The 18849-nt window shown below is 39.8% G+C and carries 12 protein-coding genes; 8 read left to right on the forward strand and 4 right to left on the reverse strand.

The genetic code is table 11. The annotated features are described in order from the left end of the window. Positions 1 to 100: 100 nt before the first annotated feature. Entirely contained in the window at positions 101 to 1603 is a 1503-nt protein-coding gene (locus NH454_RS08310; protein WP_253038692.1) for a DUF642 domain-containing protein, read from the forward strand. Between the two features lie 64 nt (positions 1604 to 1667). On the opposite strand, the gene NH454_RS08315 is transcribed toward NH454_RS08310, so the two are convergent. Then, positions 1668 to 2198: a thioesterase family protein gene (locus NH454_RS08315; protein ID WP_135925649.1), complete on the reverse strand. Its 531-nt coding sequence runs from the start codon at positions 2196 to 2198 to the stop codon at positions 1668 to 1670. Positions 2199 to 2307: 109 nt separating this feature from the next. Here NH454_RS08315 and NH454_RS08320 point away from each other — a divergent pair, with 109 nt between their 5' ends. Further along, complete coding sequence (locus NH454_RS08320; protein ID WP_135925652.1) at positions 2308 to 2796, forward strand: hypothetical protein; 489 nt, start codon at positions 2308 to 2310, stop codon at positions 2794 to 2796. 79 nt (positions 2797 to 2875) lie between these two features. Here the strand turns inward: NH454_RS08320 and tyrR are convergent, their stop codons facing one another. From tyrR to bcsE, 3 genes are all read right to left on the reverse strand, one after another. Next, the gene (tyrR, locus tag NH454_RS08325) at positions 2876 to 4432 is read right to left on the reverse strand and encodes a transcriptional regulator TyrR (RefSeq protein ID WP_135925654.1); all 1557 of its coding nucleotides are present in this window, start codon (positions 4430 to 4432) and stop codon (positions 2876 to 2878) included. A gap of 104 nt (positions 4433 to 4536) precedes the next feature. Next, complete coding sequence (bcsG, locus tag NH454_RS08330) at positions 4537 to 6111, reverse strand: cellulose biosynthesis protein BcsG (RefSeq protein WP_138556813.1); 1575 nt, start codon at positions 6109 to 6111, stop codon at positions 4537 to 4539. 169 nt (positions 6112 to 6280) lie between these two features. After that, complete coding sequence (bcsE, locus tag NH454_RS08335) at positions 6281 to 7909, reverse strand: cellulose biosynthesis protein BcsE (protein WP_253038693.1); 1629 nt, start codon at positions 7907 to 7909, stop codon at positions 6281 to 6283. Between the two features lie 119 nt (positions 7910 to 8028). Between bcsE and bcsR the strand changes: the two genes are divergently transcribed. Genes bcsR through NH454_RS08365 form a run of 6 tightly spaced genes read left to right on the forward strand, consistent with a single transcriptional unit; the run spans position 8029 to position 18782 of the window. Beyond that, positions 8029 to 8232 carry a BcsR/BcsP family cellulose biosynthesis protein gene (gene bcsR / locus NH454_RS08340; RefSeq protein ID WP_135925662.1) on the forward strand — a complete coding sequence of 68 codons (204 nt, stop codon included), beginning with the start codon at positions 8029 to 8031 and terminating at the stop codon, positions 8230 to 8232. Positions 8233 to 8245: 13 nt separating this feature from the next. After that, positions 8246 to 8965 (forward strand): cellulose biosynthesis protein BcsQ, encoded by a 720-nt coding sequence (gene bcsQ / locus NH454_RS08345; protein WP_135925664.1) that lies wholly within the window; start codon positions 8246 to 8248, stop codon positions 8963 to 8965. Beyond that, entirely contained in the window at positions 8955 to 11618 is a 2664-nt protein-coding gene (gene bcsA / locus NH454_RS08350) for a UDP-forming cellulose synthase catalytic subunit (protein WP_253038694.1), read from the forward strand. The genes bcsQ and bcsA overlap by 11 nt, the downstream gene beginning before the upstream one ends. Then, complete coding sequence (gene bcsB / locus NH454_RS08355) at positions 11615 to 13864, forward strand: cellulose biosynthesis cyclic di-GMP-binding regulatory protein BcsB (RefSeq protein WP_253038695.1); 2250 nt, start codon at positions 11615 to 11617, stop codon at positions 13862 to 13864. The genes bcsA and bcsB overlap by 4 nt, the downstream gene beginning before the upstream one ends. Beyond that, positions 13864 to 14979 (forward strand): cellulose synthase complex periplasmic endoglucanase BcsZ, encoded by a 1116-nt coding sequence (bcsZ, locus tag NH454_RS08360; protein ID WP_253038697.1) that lies wholly within the window; start codon positions 13864 to 13866, stop codon positions 14977 to 14979. The genes bcsB and bcsZ overlap by 1 nt, the downstream gene beginning before the upstream one ends. Continuing rightward, the gene (locus tag NH454_RS08365) at positions 14970 to 18782 is read left to right on the forward strand and encodes a cellulose synthase subunit BcsC-related outer membrane protein (RefSeq protein ID WP_253038699.1); all 3813 of its coding nucleotides are present in this window, start codon (positions 14970 to 14972) and stop codon (positions 18780 to 18782) included. The genes bcsZ and NH454_RS08365 overlap by 10 nt, the downstream gene beginning before the upstream one ends. The last annotated feature ends 67 nt before the right edge of the window (positions 18783 to 18849 follow it).

Raw genomic sequence — 18849 nt, forward strand, 5'->3', positions numbered from 1 at the left:
ACATAGAAAAGGCGCTCAATGCGAGGCCGAGAAAATGTCTAGGGTTTAGGCAACCAGCGGTAATATTCGATGAATTACGCAAAGCAGCCTAATTTAGCGAGTGGTGCACTTCGGACTTGAATTCGCGCTTAACTCAACAAAAAATTATCGTATCTCGCAAAAAATAACAACAACTCCTGGTAAAACATATGAATTTAGCCTCTATTATTCTGCACGTGTTAACGGTGCACAAGGTACAAATAATATAGAGGTATATTGGAATGGTAGATTATTAGAAGCTTTAAATAGTAGTCAAAAAGGTTGGACAAAATACACTTATACTATCGAAGCTACAGGAACAAAATCTGAAATTGCAATTGCCGGTGCCGGTGCTGCAAACGGCTATGGTGGATTAGTAGATAATATATCTGTTATAGAAGTTACAAACCCAACAACAAACTTAGTTCAAAATGGCTCTTTCGAAGTAGACAGAGTAGCCTCTGCTGATGGCCGTTATCAATTTTTTGAAAACTTAACTGACTGGAGCGCCAATGAAAATCTTTGGCTTGAATTACAATCGTCTTCTTTAAATAAGATTGATGCTCAAGATGGTGAGCAGTACTTAGAGTTAAATTCAAATGGTGCTTATAGCGCTTTTCAAGAGATACCTACAGAAGCAGGTAAACAATATGAATTTAGCTTTTACTACTCTGGTCGAGTAGATAATGCTGAAGATGTTAATAATGTTGAGGTGTTTTGGAATGGTGAATTACTAGAAGCATTAAACACGACTCAGCGTGGTTGGACTAAGTATAGTTACACTGTTGAAGGCACGGATGTAAGTTCTCTTATCGAATTAGCAGGTACAGGTAGTCATGCAGGGCTCGGTGGTTTTATTGATAACGTTGTTGTGACAGAAGTTGCTGAACCTTGTGCAGTTACTACGGGTTTATACGGCATCAACAACTTTGGCTCAGAAACAGAGGGCTACGTTTATCACTTTAATCCAGAGTCAAGCGCTGTGTCGATTATTGCTGGCCTTAACAATACGGCATCAAATATCGCTAGCAAAGATGGTATGCTTTACTTCATGGAGCAGCTTGATAGCAGCAGTAAAGCATCAAAAATCTACAGCCTAGATTTAGCCACTGACACACAAGCTGAAGTTGCAGATGTAACATCATTCCCGATTTATCGCTCAACGGTAACCCCGGATGGCCTATCTTTACGTGCTACAAGCAAAACATACATGTACGATTTTGACCTAGCAACAGGTGCGAAAACAGTATTAGGGAAGCTTTCGTATGAGGGGGATACTTTCTCTGATGGCGACATTGCATACTCAAGTGACTTCAACGTGCTATACGTTTTAACAGGTAAAGCACTTTATACTTTAGATATGGGTAGTTTTGAATTAACCCAAGTCGGTGAGCACGGTGTTAATTGGGCATCAGGCCTTGCAATTGCTGATGATGGTACAATTTATATTTCAGGTAGAGAAAACGGTGAGAATGCGAAAATCTATACCTTAGATCAAAACACAGCAGAAGCGACATTCGTGATGGAAGGCCCGTCACATGTAAGCGATTTAACATTTGTTAGTGAAGCAGTTTGCATGAAGTAAACTGAGTTTAAAGCCATAAAATGCCAGCTAAGCTGGCATTTTTTTATTAATCACTAAATTGGTATCATTTATTTGTTAGTTTCTTTTGCTCTAACATTTCTTTCCAATGCATCACTTCTGTTGGCAAAATAGGTGTTACACCTTTAAAGCCAGCGACTTCAAGCATTTCCTCAACGCTCACAACGCCATTCTTACGTTTAAATACACCACGCACATAAGCAATCGCATGTAGACCACGCTCAGAGTGAAACTTTTGCTCAATATAAAAGTATTTATGATCCCAGCCAACTAAACGCGTACTCACTGTGTATTTTTGAAGAGGTTTGATATCACGAATATAGGTAATTGCAGTCGCATTAACGATTGGGAACCAACGGCGTTTCATAATATGTTTTAGTAAGCCTACTCGCTCAGTCATCCAGGTACGAGCAAGATCCATCATCGCTAAATAACGAGAATTAGTCAGATGGAAATTAATATCGCAATCGGTTGGTAACGCTTTGAATTCAATATCAATCGTGTCTAATAATTGTTGATAATCACGATTACGTTTAATTTTAAAAAACAGCAGTATTAGTCGAAAATAGAGGTTCACAGTAAAGGTCTAACCAGTTGATAATGCACAAAGTGTATCACAGCATATTGCTAAGGCGAATAATCTGCTCTAATCTGTGCATATATTAGTATAAAAAAAGAATAACCTAATGAAATTATTTAGTTTGGTAACTCTATTTAGTGCAAGCTTTTTCACCAGCTCAGCATTTGCTGACTTTAACTTTCCTGGTGAGGGCTCTTTACGCTATCCAACGGGTGTCGAAAAGGCATTTAAGTTTGGTTTTGCGTGGCAACAAGAAGCTGAGAAGTTCACCATTGGCGATAAAAGTTATGACATGTCACTACCAGAATCTTACTCTGTAGCCATCACGCTTAGTAAAGATGAAGAGCAAGTGTGGGTTCAAGAATTCAATAATGGCTTCATTGAAGGCTTTAGTTGGAATATTGCCGATCACACCTTAAAACTTGAAAAGAGAAAGTTCAGTGATTCTGTTAAAGGTGATTACGTAATTAGCCTTGATAACCGAGATTACTTTTTTGCCCGCAATAATATTAGTATCGTGATCAAATTCGATCACGATGGTATAAAAAATATCGCCATTGATGGTGTCACCAAAGATATGGGTACCAAACAATAGTATTCAACAGAAAAGTAAAAGGCTTAGTTTTCACCTAAGCCTTTTTTGCTTAATTAAATATTATTGCAAGCTGTTACCATTAAACCTTCACAGTCTTTCGGTTAATCCCATAATCTCTAAGTTTATTTGCCACTGCGGTATGACTCAACCCCAAACGTTTAGCGAGCTGACGAGAACTTGGGTATGCAGGGTATAACTTACGCAATAGCGTTGCTTCAAAACGTTTTACCGCTTGGTCTAAGGTTCCTTCAAAGTCAGACTCAAGATAACCTAAATCATGGGTAAAAGTTGGTAACTGCAGGTGCTCAATACGTAATTCATTATCATCTAACAAGGACACAGCACGGTAAATCGCATTTTCTAATTGGCGGACGTTTCCAGGCCAAGGATAATCTTGTAAAAAACGTAAGCAATCTTCCGATAATACAGGTACTGAATGACCATTTTGTTGGGCATACTTTTGAATAAAATGCTCTGCTAACGGGCCAATATCAGCTTTTCTATCGCGTAGTGGTGCAATTTCTAGAGTTAGTACATTGATACGATAATATAGATCTTCTCTAAATGTGCCCTCTTGAACCATAGCAGGTAAATCTTTTTGTGTTGCAGCAACGATACGCACATTTACTTTTACTTCGTTTTCATCGCCAACTTTACGGAAGGTACCGTCTTGTAAAAAACGTAGTAGCTTAGTTTGCAGCTGAGTCGACATTTCGCCAACTTCATCTAAAAATACCGTACCACCATCAGCTTGCTCTAAAACGCCGCGTTTTGGTGCTGCGTTTTCTTCGTAGCCCGCATAACCAAATAATTCAGACTCTGCGACATCATCCGGCAGTGAAGCACACGATAATGCAATAAATGGTTTTACAGAACGATTTGACGCGTAATGACAGGCACGAGCTAAGAGCTCTTTACCAGTACCGGTTTCACCTGTTATGAGGATCGGAGCCTCTAACTGCGCCATTTTACGCGCCTCGCGAACAACACGGCGCATTGCTGTACTAAAATTATGTATGGTAGCAAAGCTTTCTTGGCCGTAACGACGAAACGCACTCACTTGCTGACCTAGTCGACTTTGCGACTTAATATTAATCACCGCGCCAGCTAATACATCCCCTTCAGCGCCTTGTGGTACAGAAATAGGCAAAATATCTGCAATAAAGTCTTCACCTGCCACTTCTACCCGTGTGGTTTGACCAAGAACCTCTTTCCCTTCAAGCCAACGAGTAAAATTAAACCCTTTCAGCAAGTTATTGATGTTGGCGCCTATAACCTCACTTTCAGATAATTGCAGGTCGCGACAAGCAGCATCATTACACAAGCGCACCCACCCTTTTGCATCAATAGAAATAACACCATCAGGTAATGCACGCAGTAATGTATTTAATTCATTATGCTCTCGCTCAGAAGGTAAAAATGCAGTGGTACGGACATCTTTTACACCATCAATCAGGCGGATTGATGGCATAATTTTTTGGAATTGTTCAAACTCAATAGGTGGGAAACTGACGTACATACGACAATTTACCGAATCTACTTCGATGCCTTTTAAATCGACCTGGTAACTCACCAAGATATTGAGAATCTCTTGTGCGATACCTATTCGGTCAGCACAGTGGATATCTAAACGCATTACATCCTCAAAAAACGGGAACCTATAGTATGAGAATAATACGCTAAGTCCCATCAACTGGGTAGTCTATTGTAAAGAATTTTGGACAAATTTAAGTAAACTGTCTATTTACCGGGATATTTTGTCCACTCTCCACCATCAAGTTGAATATAGGGTTCATTTTTAAAATACATCATTACTGTGTCTTGATTTTCTGCTACTTTCGCAGAGGTAGGCAGATTATCTAATACACGCTTAACAGGCACTTTAGCGGCGAATATATCAAGTTCAAAGGCATTATTAATAAGCTCAGATAACGAAAAATAGCTCATCGTTTCATTTACTTCGGTTAACTGAGCATGCTGTATTTTAGGGCCAATAAACTTCACAGCTGCTGGCACAGAAACAATAGAAGGACTCGGAATTTCTCGTAAGCCTGCAAACTGAAGCTTGTCACCTTCTAAAGCAGCGCCATGCTCTGGCACTACCACTAACAATACATTTCGCCCTGAACTTTCTAATTGGCTAATAAAAGTATCAATGTCATCGAATAAACGTTGCTGTCTAAGCGGATAACTTGCCAAACTATTCATCCTCTCACGGCCAGCAACTTGATTGCCATCATGGAGACTAATGGTATTGTAGTAAAGTGCTTGAGGCTGCTGACTATTCTGATGTTTTTTCGACCAATTAGATAAAATATCAGCATCAGAGTATATAGGCTCACCATCAAAACCATATTGAGCAGGCTTTAGATTACTAAAATCAAGTTTAGGTACCGAAACACCACCATACTGTCTGATCAAGCCAATAAAATCATCAAAATGTCCATCATGATTCATAGCCACATTTGTGTTAAATCCTAACTCTGCCAAATTATTAAATAGTAAGCACTCTTGTCTGGCAGGTTTAAATAAGTCAGCTTGGCTTGTTTGTCCACAACTTGCTCGCAGCAAGCGAATAGCTGCCGGACCACTATACGAGGTCGCAGAATTAAATTGACTAAATAAAATGTCAAAATTAGCAAAAAGTGAACTAGGCTTTACACCAATTGCATTGAGATCTGCCGTTGCCAATGAACATATGTTAAGCACAACAACATCAAATGGTTCACCATTAAAGGCTTTCGGAAACTGACTAATAAGCTGCGATTGCTGTTGATAAAAGTCACCTAGCTGTTGATCTGGTGTTCTCTGCTGAGCACTGTGCGTCACAGTGACAGGCGTTTGAGCTTTTTCATTAGTAGCCACTAAAACCGGTGAGGAGCTATCATTTAAAGGTGTTGAGCCAAGCCAGTATACATAGATAAAACCAACAACTGACAAACTGGTATATCGTAACCATTTAACAGTTAGAAAATAAAAAACAATTGCAATAAATAAAGCGAAGACAAAATCTAAATTGATCAAGCGAAAGGCTATTTCAAAAAAATAGCTAATACTGAAATCTTGTAAATTATCTGCTTGCTTTGTTAAACGCGAAATAGGTGGCAGCCAAGAATCCTGATACATCAAGACAATGCCAATGACCACACTGATAGCCTGTTTAAGCCGTGTTAACCAAACCTTATCAAATGAAATAACCAGAAAACAAAAGAACGCTAAATTTGCAAATAGATCAAAGGAAATAGCTCCTTGGCTAAACAATACAAACTTAATTAAAAAATATAAATTCCAAATACCTAGACCTGACAACCTCACTTGTTATCCTTCTTTTGCTTTTTAGGGGTATAGGGGGTCAATATCACATGCCTAAATGTCAATGTGCGATATAAAAGTAAGGCTCTTTTAAACAGTAACTTACCTGCTCTACTAACAAAGAGCCCTAACACCAATGCAACAGCAAAGGTGATGAAAAATTGATTTAAGCTCATAATACTTCGCTTTTTAAGGTCACTTTAACCTGTTCTGAAATTGGCCGGCTAAGCTCTCTAAATTCAGGCTTCTCTTTATCCAAGTTTGCGATACCTGCCGGCTTTGCATCTAATATATTTCGCACATTATTTTGCAATTCTTTTGTGTAATCAGGTACATCGCTGTCAGCATAGCGTTGGTGAATACGTCGACATGCCTGTTGAATATAAAAATGATCTGCAATGATATTTTTTGATGAAAAGAAATCACTTATTTGCAACTTAAACAAATGTTTAATCGCATTCTCTACATCGTGTTCACGACAAGCATGAAGGTACAAGTAGATATACCCATCTGCATAGCTAAGAATGTCCCCCTCTCGTTTTACGTGAAATAAATGCAGCGGATGAATAGCATCTATTCTTGGTAACAATTGAAGTTTTACAAACACCCCACTGACACCTAAATTAGCTGCTGAATCACTGTGCTTTAATACTTGCTCAGAAAATTTCGTGATTGGCAAATAACCTTTTGATAATACATTTTCGCTTTCTTTAAGCACATCATCCAATGAGTGAGGAAGCGCTCTAGAAAATTGAAACCCTTGAATTGATTGAATTTGAGATAACAAACGTGATGGCTCTGAAAAACTATATAAAATAAGATTTACACCGAGCGTTAAAAATAGGCACTCATCTTGGTGACGAATGACACCATCTACATTTTGTATTACCAACTTTAATTTTCGACCACACTTTTTACGAAGTGAAAAACAATCTTTAGCTAACGCTAATAAGTCTGTATGGCGTGAAACAGCAAAAACTATGGTTGCCGCCTTCTTAGTTAGACTGATTGAAAACAAAGTATCATTATCATCTATCGTTTTAAATGAAGCCGGGAGCTTGGTACCTTGAGGAACTGCATTCCTAGTCAGCCATACCTCATCTTCGTCTAAATCTTGTTGTAATAATACATCGCTCTCTACAGTACGATTAACGTCTGAATCTATTAGTGCTAATTGACCATTAAATAATTGCAGGTTAATTGTACGTCCAGCAATTACACCCTCTCTATGCGCCCAAAAATCATACTCAAGCGAGCGAATTGACGCTTCTTTAGTCATATGAACTAAACCATCAAAAAAACGATTCATAGCGTGTAATCGCTGTCTCGCTTCACCAAGCTGCGCACCTGAAATTAAAAAGACTAAAGTCACATCCTTAGTTTTAGTGAGTGCTTGGTAGAGAGTAAGCTTCTCAATTAATTGCTCATCGCTTAGTGATGCGATAACAGCAGAGTCTAAATGCACAAAGACACTGCTATTTTGTAGCTGTTTGTAGTGCTTTAATTCTCGGATGATGCCTCGTGAAAAAGAGGCGCTTTTTGATACGTTATTACTATGCTGTAAATGAAACGGATAGAGTAACCCTTGCTCAAATAAATTAAACAAAACATCCGAGCCTTGGCTATCAAAAAACAAATCAATTTGTTCAGACAAGACAAATACAGGTTCTTTATTGTTAGACAACATATGCCCAACTAACTCCAAAAGCTGGCTATTTAAAGGTGAAAGAAACGCATAGCTTGCCCCTCGCCTTAACTCAGAATACGCAGCCTTTAACCCTGTTATGTCTAAATATGACACAAATATTTCCTTTAAAAAAATACTTTAGTACTAGTTTTAAGCAATATTCTATATATAATGCAGGCTATGTCCATCGCTTGTTGATATTTTTTAAACAAATATTTTTCTATGAGTTTTAAATGAATAACTTTGCAGTAACTAAATCGAATACATTAACTCAATACGACATAGACAACTTATTGCAAAAGTTTGGTGGCAGGCAGCAAGAGTATGTCGAAATTACAGATGTCGAAAAAAATCGTAAAACAATAGAGAAGTATCCTCTTATTAGCGATATTTCAAACGCAATAGCAGATGCCCAATACACAAGAATAATAAAGTAGTTAAAGAGTCATCATGAAAAGAGTTTTCTTAAAAGGAATTAAAGGAGGCACAGGCACAACCTCAGTGGTTGCAAACCTTGCCTGCGCGTTAAGAAAATCAAATGAGTCTGTATTTGTCATAGACTTAGACCAAAAAGGAGATCTAGGGCTTCATTTCGGACTAGCTTGGGAACACCGCTTAGGATGGACTGATTACGCTGATTTTGCTTCTGCTTGCGAGCAGTTTCACCAAGATAATGATGGCGTCATTTTTTTACCCTATGGTAATCAAACCAATATGGGGCTTGATTTTTCAAGTATTATCAAACACTCATTGCAACTTGATTGTGATGAAAATACATGGATGTTATTCGATTGTCCTGCGCATATCGATGTGCTTCGCTATCCACTAAATAGCAATGATATAGTACTTGAAATCGTTAACTGTGATGCCATTTGTCATAGTTTGGCATATAAGCGATTACAGTCTCTAAAAACGGCTACTTCAACTTGGCAGCACTATTTTTTAATCAACAAATACCATTCAGCCTCAGAAATTGAGTCCGACCTATTACAATTATGGCAATCGGAATTGCCGCTGCTAGCACCGCTATTTATTAATAAAGACGAAGTGATTAAAGAAGCCACCGCTTTTCGCAATGTTGCTATCAATTGTGCTCCGTACAGTGTTGCCAATGACGATTTTGAAACACTCGCAGGCTGGCTTGTAAGCCGTGCAAGTTATGACAAATAACCACAATAAAACACTCAGTTGGCCTGAGCGAGTCACCAGAATATTATTAAGCTTCTTTTTGACTAAGAAGCTCGTTCGCTTTGTTTTTTATAAATTTCATGGTTACTATAACCAACACAAAATGAGCCTGATTGGCGCATTCACATTGCCGTTTCTTTTATTACTAACTTCTGTATTTATAAAGTTAGACAAGCAACGTAAATACCAAATAAAACAAAAGCTAACATATTATTTTCCGCATATAAATCAGCCTGTATTCACTGCCAGCAATTGTGTCCGTATTTTATTACAGGCGTTTTACCTTGCCTTATTTAGAGTAACAAACAAAACATCAAACGATAAAAGCAACATACTATCTTGGCAAAAGGTTAGCGCTTTTTTTCGCTATTTAAATTTAATCGATCGGCTGTTAGTAAGAATTTGCAAACGCACATGGTCATTTAGTGTAAAGCGTGTAAAAGCAGCACCTTATCGACAACCTTTTGATTCAAAGTTGTGGCATCACCGCTATCTAAAAGTGTTATTTGCAGTCCTGCTCTTTTTCGCTGTTGCAGTGTTTGTCACTGTGCCTTTTAGTATTGAAGCACAAGCAATATTTATTAGTTTAATTTTAGTCGTCGCTTATTCTTTAAGACGAGTAAAGGGTCAAATGGCAACGATTGTCTTAGTCACTTTAGCAATCACAACATCAACACGTTACCTATGGTGGCGCTATTCAGATACACTAAACTTTGGCGATCCACTTGCCCTTGTATTAGGGATCGGCTTATTGCTGGCAGAAACCTACGCTTGGTTAGTGCTAATTTTAGGCTTTTTTCAAACCATCAATCCATTACAGCGTAAACCGATCGCATTGAGTAAAGATACGTCTAGTTGGCCGACTGTCGATATTTATATACCAACGTATAACGAGCCACTTGATGTCGTTAAACCAACAACAATTGCCGCTCAAAGTATTGATTGGCCAGCAGATAAGCTTAACATTTATATTTTAGATGATGGTAAGCGCCCTGAGTTTGCCGAATTCGCAAAGCAAATTGGTGTTGGCTATTTAACTCGTCCTGATAACAAACATGCCAAAGCTGGCAATATGAATCATGCAATGAAAGTAACCAATGGCGACTACATTGCTATTTTTGACTGCGACCACATCCCTGCTCGCTCATTTTTACAGATGACAATGGGCCAGTTCATCAATGATAGTAAAGTGTGCTTGGTGCAAACACCTCATCACTTTTTCTCAGCCGATCCGTTTGAACGCAACCTCAATAATCATCGAAAAATTCCTAATGAAAACATGCTGTTCTATGGGTTAATTCAAGATGGCAATGATATGTGGGATGCGACCTTCTTTTGTGGTTCGTGTGCTGTTTTAAGGCGCAGTGCCCTAGAAGAAATTGGTGGTTTTGCCGTAGAAACCGTCACAGAAGACGCCCATACAGCTCTTAGAATGCAGCGCGCTGGCTACAAAACCACGTACATTAATATTCCGCAAGCTGCTGGCCTTGCCACCGACAGTTTATCTGCACACGTAGGTCAGCGTATTCGCTGGGCACGCGGCATGGCGCAAATATTCCGTTTAGATAACCCATTATTAGGCAAAGGCTTGAGTATTGCGCAACGCGTATGTTACCTCAATGCCATGCTGCACTTTTTATCGGGCATACCGCGTATTGTTTTTCTTACTGCACCACTGGCATTAATTTACTTTAATGCGCAAATTATCTATGCCCCCTTTATCGCCATATTTCTATATATTGTTCCCACATTATTGCAAGTCAAAATGACCAATTCTCGTATCCAAGGAAAGTACCGATACTCTTTCTGGGGTGAGGTTTATGAATCAGTACTTGCTTGGTACATTTTAAAACCCACAACAGTTGCCCTTATCAATCCAAATAAAGGTAAGTTCAATGTCACCGAAAAAGGCGGCTTGAACAAGTCAGAACATTACGATTGGATAATATCAAAACCGTATATATTACTGTTACTTATCAATGTAATTGGTATGGCTTATGGCCTATCGAGATTACTCTTTGGTGATAGTTCTCATATCGGGGTTTTACTCATTAGCATGCTATGGGCAAGTTACAATATTATCACTTTAGGTGCCGCAGTCGCTGTTGCTGCTGAAGCAAAGCAAGTGCGCAGCTCACACAGAGTCAAAGCCAACTTCCCCGCTGCCATCCGCTTGGCAAATGGACGCACTATCAAAGTTCGCGTAACCGACTACTCAAATAATGGGGTTGGTATTGACACAGCCCACAATCATTTGTGCCAAGTAAACGATAAAATAGAGCTATTAATGAGTCGTGGTTTAAAACAATTTTCGTTTGACACCTATGTCTGCAATACCCGTGATTCATTGATGGGGTTAACCCTTAAAGAGCTCGATTTAGAGAAGCAAAAAGCATTTATTCAATGTACTTTTTCACGTGCAGATGCGTGGCTTGATTGGCAAGACAACTTTAAACATGACAAACCGTCATACAGTTTTTCACATGTTTTCTATACCAGCCTAAGAGGCTTTAAAAACTTAATATTTCATGCTCCAAATCAATTAAGACCGTTGATTCTATTTGTATCAAACATATTAAATTTTGTAGCGTCGTTATTACCTAAAAAACCAATAAAAGCATTAAAATCATCATGATAAAAACAATATCAACATTATTGCTGACTGTTTACGCACTAAGTTTTTCGCAGTGGGTCGTCAGTGCAGAGCCTCTTGCAAATAAAGCTATTTTTGAAGATGGCTATCCAGAGCAGGCACCTATAGAAACGCTGACTATGAGCTTTGAAAGCCTAGGGTTAAGTACATTCAAGTTAGATGGTATCAATAATAGTGCCCGTGTTGATTTTACAAACCGATTAGACAAGTTAGGTAAGCAGTTAACGCTAGACTTTTCGTATACACATTCACCGTCTTTGATTGGCAAGGTGTCTCACTTAAAAGTGTTCTTAAATGAAAACCTAATGACGGTATTACCCATCGGTGATAAAAATAACCTTATTGGTAACAAATATGAGCATAAAGTTCCTCTTAATCCCAAGTTAATCAAGGACTTTAACCAAATTCGCTTTGAACTTGTCGGTTTCTATGACCTCGTTTGCCAAGATGATCACAGTGCCACCATTTGGGCTGAGCTAAGTAAAAGTAGCCGGATCACAGTTGATAATCAGTCACTAGCACTTGACAGTTTATTTGAATATTTCCCAGCACCATTTTTTGATAACCGTGATTCAACGAAGGTCAATTTACCTTTTATATTTGCATCACAACCTGATGAACAAACACTTGAGGCTGCTGCCACATTATCAAGCTTCTTTGGTGCGCAAGCCAAATGGCGCAAAGCGCAGTTCCCAGTAAAAATCAATCACGCGCCTACTCAGCACAGTGTTGTTTTTGCCACCAATAACAATAAGCCTGATTTTTTGTTGAATTACCCTGATGTTGAAAAACCTACTGTAGAAATTATCAGCAGCCCGACTCAACGCTACGCCAAAGTACTTCTAGTATTAGGTAAAGACACTGCACAATTAAAAGAAGCCGTTGTTGGTCTAGTCTTTGGCTATAAAGTAATGACGGGTCGAAGCGCAACAATAGATGGCATAAACACGCTTCCTCGTAGAAAAGCCTACGATGCGCCTTTTTGGGTGCGCTCAGATCGCGCAGTCACATTTGCTGAGCTTATTGATTACCCAACCCAATTACAGTCAGAGGGCTTACGTGGTCAGCCAGTGCGTCTTGATTTACGCTTTGCACCAGACTTATTTACTTGGCGTGAAAATGGTATCCCGATTACCTTAAATTACCGTAACACTCCCGTTGAGCCAAACATGCTGTCACGTTTAAATATGCTGATAAACGGTCAGTTTATTGATGGCTTTATTTTAAGTAATAAAAGCAGTGACACCCTATCAAGCCAGACCATATTACCTCTACTGGCAAACGAAAAGTTGAACCAATCTCGACAAGATTTTGAGCTTAATGGTCTCGACTTATCAACAAATAATCAGCTTACTTATGATTTTAACTTTGCTGTTTCTAAGTCTGGTGAATGTAGTGCAATACCAGCTGGCGGTGAGTTTGGTGCAATTGACGGTAGTTCAAGTATTGATGTGAGCCGCTTTCACCACTATATTGCAATGCCAAACTTGCGCGCTTTTGCCAATGCAGGCTTTCCGTTTACTAAATTTGCTGACTTACATCAAAGTACATTATTGATGGAGGCAAATAGCTCTGTTAAAGCGATCAGTTTACTGCTCAATTTTACCGGCCACTTAGGAGCGATAACAGGCTATCCTACGCATCAGTTAGATATTCAGTTCCCAAGCGAACAGTTAAACCTCACTGATAAAGATATTATCATTATTGGTAAGCCCGACTCATTCACACAATCGCTAACAAAAGACAGTGATCTCAGTGTGTTAATCAATAATAGCCAACGTATTGTTGATCAAGCGATCTACAATGGTGCATACGACACACAAGATAGCGACAAAGTTAAAGTAAGCATAAAGAGTGTTGGTCGATTAGCGGTAATATCAGGCTTTCAATCACCGTTCGATTCTGAGCGCTCAGTGGTGTCGTTAATCGCCACTAACGACGATGCTTACACGCTGTTATCTGACACACTCTTAAGTGACGAAAAAACAGCCCAAATTATGGGTAGCTCAGCGATCATAAATAGTCAGGGTATAAAAACGATTAAAACGGATGAACAGTATTATGTCGGCCAAGTGCCAATCCATACTTTAATATGGTTCCATCTCTCAGATCGCCCCTTTGTTTTAGCAATTTTATCGCTTATTACATTATTACTTATTTCATTTATTTTTTGGCGATTGTTGGCACTACTAACGAAAAAACGTTTATCTGAAGGAGATAACGCATAATGAAAATATTTGCTTCTTTACTATTCGTTTTGACATTGTCTATCAATGTGTCAGCCGAGCAAAACTGTGCGGCTTGGCCTCAATGGAATACATTTAAACACCACTTTATCTCGCCTGAAGGTCGCGTGATCGATTTAGGCTCTCAATACGATATAACGACTTCAGAAGGACAGTCTTACGCACTTTTTTTCGCATTACTTGCTAATGACAAAGCAAGCTTTGATAAGTTACTCGAGTGGACCGAAGTGCAGCTTTCTGAGGGTGACTTAAGTACACGCTTACCCGCATGGCAATGGGGGATTAAAAACAATCAACCACAAATTTTAGACTCTAACCCCGCTTCTGATTCAGACTTATGGATTGCTTACACCCTGTCACAAGCTGCTATTTTATGGAATGAAAGACGATACGCAGTACTTAGCTCAGTGATGGCTGAACGCATTATTCGCGAAGAAACAGCCTATATTCCCAACCTTGGCCTCACATTATTGCCAGGGCCAAACGGCTTTGAGAAAGAAACACATTGGAAACTAAACCCTAGTTATGCGCCATTATTTATTTTGGCCCAATTTAGCCAGTTATACCCTCATTCACCGTGGCAGCAATTACATGATAACTCCGCAGACATGCTAATTAGCACTGCTCCCAAAGGTTTCAGTCCTGATTGGGTTAATTACAATACCGATAAGGGTTTTTATCATGATGAACATGCGCCGCCAACAGGGAGCTATAATGCTATTCGTGTTTACCTTTGGGCTAGTATGATGGCCAAAGATGCAAAATACAAAACAGCACTTATGCAGCAGTTCAAACCCATGGCCAATAGCGTAACTGCATCTGGTAAAGTGCCATTACAAACTAATGCTATTAACGGTAAAACTCGTGGCACAGGCCCAACAGGATTTAGCGCTGCGATGCTGCCTCTTCTAGAAACTGAGGATCAATCACAAGCTGTCGGTGCTATTCAACAAACACTGATGATGGATACACGCTTTACAACTAATCGATACTACGACAGTGTACTTTACCTATTTAGCAATGGTTTTATGACAAAACGTTTTAGTCTTGATAAAAACGGTGCCTTAACAACCAACTGGAGCAATAAATGCCAATAAAGTGGCTACTTGCTGTGTTTTTAGCAAGCTCCAGTGCATTCGCAGCAACAAATAAAGACCTTAATACTCAGTCTATTGATTGGCTAATTAGCCAAATACATTTAGGTGAAGTCGAGCGCGATACGCAATTAATGTCTGACAGCTTAGAAAAGCTGTTAAGTATTGCGCCGCAAAACACCCAAGTAAAATGTGCTGAAATACGTGTTTTGTATGCCCTTAAAGAAACGACAAAAGCACGTTCACGACTGAGTGAGCTGTCTGAAAAATCACACCCATGTGTAGCCAACATTGCACTGCTTATTCGGGTCGATAGCGAAGACAAGGCGGTTATCCAACAAGCTCGTTTACGTGCTCGCGCAGGTCAGTATGTTGAGGCTGTGAAAATTTATAACCGCTTATTTAAATCAACCTATCCAAGTATTGAATTTGAGCTTGAGCATATTAACTGGCTTGCGCAAGACGATGAACAATATGAGTATGCTTTAAATGGCTATCGCTCCTTAATGTCTCGATATCCGCACAGCGGTCGTATCGAGCTTGCTTATGCGCGCCATCTATTAAGTAAAAACCCAACAAATAAACAAGGCTTGGATCTATTAAGTCATTATGCTCATAGTAATTTTTACAGCGTTGAAGCAGAAAGTGCATGGCTATCAACACTAAAGGCGATGCCTCTTGATAAAAACACGCTTCACGCTTACGAGCAGTATTTAGATGCTTTTCCACTCAGCAGTAAGGGAAAACTTCAATTTAATGATTTTAAAAAGGATTACCAAGCGGAGCTAAAAAAACAAGCCGATCCTGCTTTCAAAACATGGCAAAAAGGCAGTGTCGAACTAGAAAAGCAAAATTTTACAAAGGCAGAAGCGCTATTTAAACGCGCCTTACAGGGCCGCCCAGATGACCCCGAAATATACAACAGCCTAGGTTTACTGAACCTAAGGCAAGGCAGAAATGCCAATGCCTACCAGTACTTTAAAAAAGCTCAAAAATACAGCATAGATGCAAATCGCATAACGGTATTAAAAGGTCTCGCCAATACCGCACGTTTTTGGCAATACATAGATGAAGCTAAATCGGCCATCAGTAGCAATGAATTAAAACAGGCTGATCTTAAGCTGGATTTAGCAGATACGTTAAATGAAGACCCTAATACCGTGTTGTTTTACCGCGCAGAACTTGCCAAACAAGCTGGGCAATACCAAAACGCGATGAACCTTTATAAGCAAGTGCTAAAAGATGATCCCCTACAACAGCCTACTTTGCGTGCCATGCTTGAATTAACTGCCTCTGATGGTAATTATGCACGTAGCCATCAATTTTATAATGGTTTAACTCGTCAGCAACAGGCATTGGTTGCTGAGGATTATACCCTCTTACAAACCCAACAATTACGAGCCCGTGCAGACGAACTTACAGCACAAGGCAAGCTTGATGAAGCGGTTGATGTATTACTGGTAGCAATCAAACAAAGCCCTCGCCAAAGCTGGCTTTACTACGACCTTGCAAACTTATATCAACAACAGGGTTTGGTTGATCATGCCAAAGCACTTTATAAAAAAACCTTGTGGCAATTTCCGTTAGATGCCGAGCTACGCTACAGCCATGCTTTATTTTTACGTTCGTTAAATGATTACCAAGGCGCACTGGCAACCTTAGATTACATTCCAAATAACGCACGTACTGAACAAATTAATGTACTAACAGAGCAGCTAAGCATTAATACCAAGCTTGAAAGACTCTCTGCCAACAATACAGCGACTAATAAAGCCACCGTGATTTATAAGCTCACCGAATTAGAAGCTCAACCATTAACGCCTTTAATGCAAGCTGAGCTTGCCAGCCAGTGGCAGCAAATCAATGAGCAACAGTATGCGATTAGGCAACTGAAGAAAGCCCTTACTCGTGACCCAAGCTTGAGCCCTTATTGGCATATGACTTATGCAAATTGGCTAATTGAAAGTAACGATAAAATTGCCGCTGAGAGCTGGTTTGCAGACTATCAACTGCCGAGGAACGCAACCGATGCTGATCAATCACAATGGTTAGCACTGCAAGTTAGTTATATTAATCGTTTTATTGATAATAATCATAGAGTTGCTAAGCTGTCTGAACTTGCAACGCAATACCCAGATAACTCAGAACTGGCAGAGGCGCTGATCAATGCTCATATCGAGCAAGGCAATAACAAAGAGGCTATTACTCGCTTTGAGCAGCACACCGCAAAAGGACAAACTGTGTCAACGGATACTGCTTTAGCTATTGCGACACTTGCTCGTCAGCAGCAAAGAGATGATTTAGCTGATCGCATCATTGCTGGGCAAATTAATCAAGTTTCAACTGAGCAAAGTTATCGTCAACAGCAGTTAATGACCGCACTTGAACAATTTACAGATACACAAAATGCCATTAATCTCGCTGAGCAGTTGCTGGCTAAATCAAACAATAACCAAGAGCTCTATTATCAAGCGGCAGCAGTTGCACAAGCTAAACAACAAACTACGCTTGCACAAAGCTGGTACCGTGCAGCCGTTGATAAAAAAACTGCAACAAGCAATTTAACTGATGAGCAGAACTATGAGCTGTATGCCCTTGATGAAAATGAAGCTTGGTATGTCAATAATGCCAAACGTCAATTGCAAAGCATCGAGCGCGATGAGCAGGCGTATATCACTGCAGCAATCAACCTAAGCAGCCAAACCAGTACGCAAAATGAGTCAACTCTTGGCGCTGGTGCAACACCTATTGAAGCTGGTTTTCCACTTTGGGGTGGCACAGGAATTGTTAAACTAGACCCGATGACAATATCGAGCCAAGAAACCCGCTTTGATGAAACCTTTGCAGGCAGTCGCTATGGACAAGGGGCTCTGTGTATTTTTGACTGTCCATTTTTAACAATTAAACCAGAGCAACAAGGCACGGATATTGGCCTTGCCTGGCAAAATGAGCAATGGCGCTTTGATATTGGCACTACCCCACTGGGGTTTTTAGTCGAAGACATTGTGTGGGGCGTTAATTACAAAGGTGATTTAGGCGATTTTGGTTATGGCGTCACGTTTAATAAACGCCCAGTCACTAGCTCTGTATTATCTTACGCCGGACTTGAAGATGTCTTTACCAACCAAGTATGGGGTGGCGTTAGAGCAACACAATTACAACTTAGCCTATCCCATGACCTAGGCCTAGACTGGGGTTTTTGGGCAAGTACCAACTATCAAATCTTGCAAGGTAAAAACGTTAAAGATAACCAAAGCTACAGCCTAATGGGTGGTAGTTATTATCGCTATATTCGCGAAAGAAACACTGAATTAAGCCTAGGACTTAACTTATTGCACTGGTCATATAAGTATAATTTAAGTGAAGAAACCTGGGGGCACGGAGGCTATTACAGCCCACAAAACTACTTAGGTGCATCTTTACCTGTTATTTTTGATAAACGGGTTGGTCATAATTTTATTTATAGGCTTCGTGCTGGGGTATCTTGGTCAACCACCACCACTGACGACATCGCGTTTTTCCCGAACGACCCTATTTTACAAGGCCAAGCTGAGGCACAAACTGCTGTAACGGGTGTTGTGCCTTACTTTGAGGGCGATACCAGCAGTGGTTTATCGTATAACTTAGGGGCAAGCTTTGAATACAGGTTCACGCCCCACTGGTTTTTTGGCGGTTATTTTAACCTAGATAGAGCCGATTTTTATGAGCCGAACTACGGTCAGTTGTATTTCCGTTATTACTTTAATCCAGTCTACAGTGAGCTGGCTTTCCCGGGTAAACCTGTTGTGCCTTATGCAAACTACTAACTATCGCACTACAAAGGGGAAGTGTCGCAAGATCTTCCCCTCACCATAAGGTCTATGTATACTGTAG

Origin of the sequence: Pseudoalteromonas sp. Ps84H-4 (assembly GCF_024124645.1) — a bacterium.
In the GTDB taxonomy this organism is placed as follows: domain Bacteria; phylum Pseudomonadota; class Gammaproteobacteria; order Enterobacterales; family Alteromonadaceae; genus Pseudoalteromonas; species Pseudoalteromonas lipolytica_C.